Origin of the sequence: Pseudomonas sp. K5002, assembly GCF_013386655.1 — a bacterium.
In the GTDB taxonomy this organism is placed as follows: Bacteria; Pseudomonadota; Gammaproteobacteria; order Pseudomonadales; family Pseudomonadaceae; genus Aquipseudomonas.
On the sequence record NZ_JACARK010001111.1, the window covers coordinates 1 to 1439 of the forward strand.

Annotated in this window: 1 protein-coding gene and 2 pseudogenes; 1 reads left to right on the forward strand and 2 read right to left on the reverse strand. The window is 61.2% G+C overall.

Annotated elements, in window-relative coordinates; translation table 11 throughout:
* Both HX846_RS33790 and HX846_RS33795 read right to left on the reverse strand, forming a co-directional pair.
* Positions 1-825: pseudogene (locus HX846_RS33790) on the reverse strand (mechanosensitive ion channel family protein); the annotation flags it as partial.
* Positions 826-897: 72 nt separating this feature from the next.
* On the reverse strand, positions 898-1074 hold the full coding sequence (locus HX846_RS33795; RefSeq protein WP_003219760.1) for a hypothetical protein: 177 nt from the start codon (positions 1072-1074) through the stop codon (positions 898-900).
* Between the two features lie 176 nt (positions 1075-1250).
* Between HX846_RS33795 and HX846_RS33800 the strand changes: the two are divergent.
* Positions 1251-1439, forward strand: a pseudogene (locus tag HX846_RS33800) (lipid kinase YegS); the annotation flags it as partial.

A 1439-nucleotide genomic window follows, 5' to 3' on the forward strand; every position in this document is an offset into this window, starting at 1 on the left:
GCTGACGGCTTCGCCAAAGGCGGCAAAGCTGCCGATCAGCCATAACGGCCGGAAGGCCTGGTGGCGCAGGATGTACAACGCGCGGTGACGGTGCGGGCCGTCGAGTACGGAAAAGGCGACCACGCAGATCGCCGAGAAGCAGGTGCCCACCACCAGCGCGTAGGCCAGCACCATCGCCAGGGATTTGCCGAGGGACGAGGGCAGTGCGTAACTCATGTAGACGGTGATCACCAACGCGATCAGCCACGGGCCGAGCTTGCGCAGGGCAAAGCGCAGCAGGTCCCAGGTCTTGGGGTGTTGCGGCAGTTCTTCGGTCAGGCCGAAGCGCTCGCGCACCCGGTGGCTGAGCCAGATCAGGATCGCGGCCAGCAGGCTCCAGAGCATCAGGATCATGGCAAAGGCAAAGATGATCGGCAGCCATTCGCTGGCCGGCAGCATCAGTGCGGTGAGTTCATCCTTGGCCTGGTCAAATTCGTTGGACCAGCGATTGAGCGGGCTGTCGGCACCGGAGAATTGTTGCTCCAGGCTCGACAGCGTGCCGCCGATCAAACCGAGCACACCCAGTTCGGCGGCGGGCTGGGCCTTTTGCGTGGTCTCACGGAGCTTTTTCAGGTCGCTCAGCAGCTTGGTGCGCTGCTGGTCGTTTTCCAGGGTCTTGATCACCTCGTCCAGGGACTGGCCCAACGGGACGTCGGCTTGCGGCTGGGTTTTGGTGTTGCTGCCCAGCAGCCCCGGCAGGCTCACGGCGTGGGCAGGCGCCATGGGCAGCAGGGTCAGCAGGCAGAAAAGCAGGCAACAGGGCAGGGCAAACAGACGGGCAAGCACGAGGCGGTCAACCTTAAAAACGACGAATTGACCGAGTGTACGAGGCCGTCATGTGCAATGCGAGTGAGATTGTCATTCGGCGAGTTTGGCGAGGATCTTGTAAACCACGGTGCCGAGGATCAGCAGCATGCCGATCCACATGCCGAACACACCGATGGGTTTGTCGCGGAAGTTGAAGCCGATGGCCAGGAGGATCATGCCGGTCAGGATGGGGATAAGCATGGAGTGGAAGGCGGACATGGTGATCATGGTGCGACGGCCTTGTCGGGTGGGAATAGGTATAAGTCTAGGTCGATTTCGCCAAGTGCGAGTTGATCCGTGTCAGAAACGCTACAAACCCCGGTTAATTTCTACATCCGATGGCTTTTTTTCGATTGGCCACGGTCAACATCCCTCAGGAACCTTAAACCCAGGAGCATTCATCCATGAGCACACCCAAGGCACTGTTGATTCTGCACGGCAAGCAAGCCCTCAACGAGCAGGTGCGGGCGGCGGTGCAGGGCAAGCGCGAGCAGGGCTGGGACCTGGCCGTACGGGTGACGTGGGAGGGTGGCGATGCCCAGCGGTTTGTCGATCAGGCCCTTGCCGATGGCTACACGCGGCTGATTGCCGGC

Coding starts and splice junctions, on each gene's coding strand:
- HX846_RS33795 (WP_003219760.1), bottom strand. CDS start 1,074: ATGATCACCATGTCCGCCTTCCACTCCATGCTTATCCCCATCCTGACC.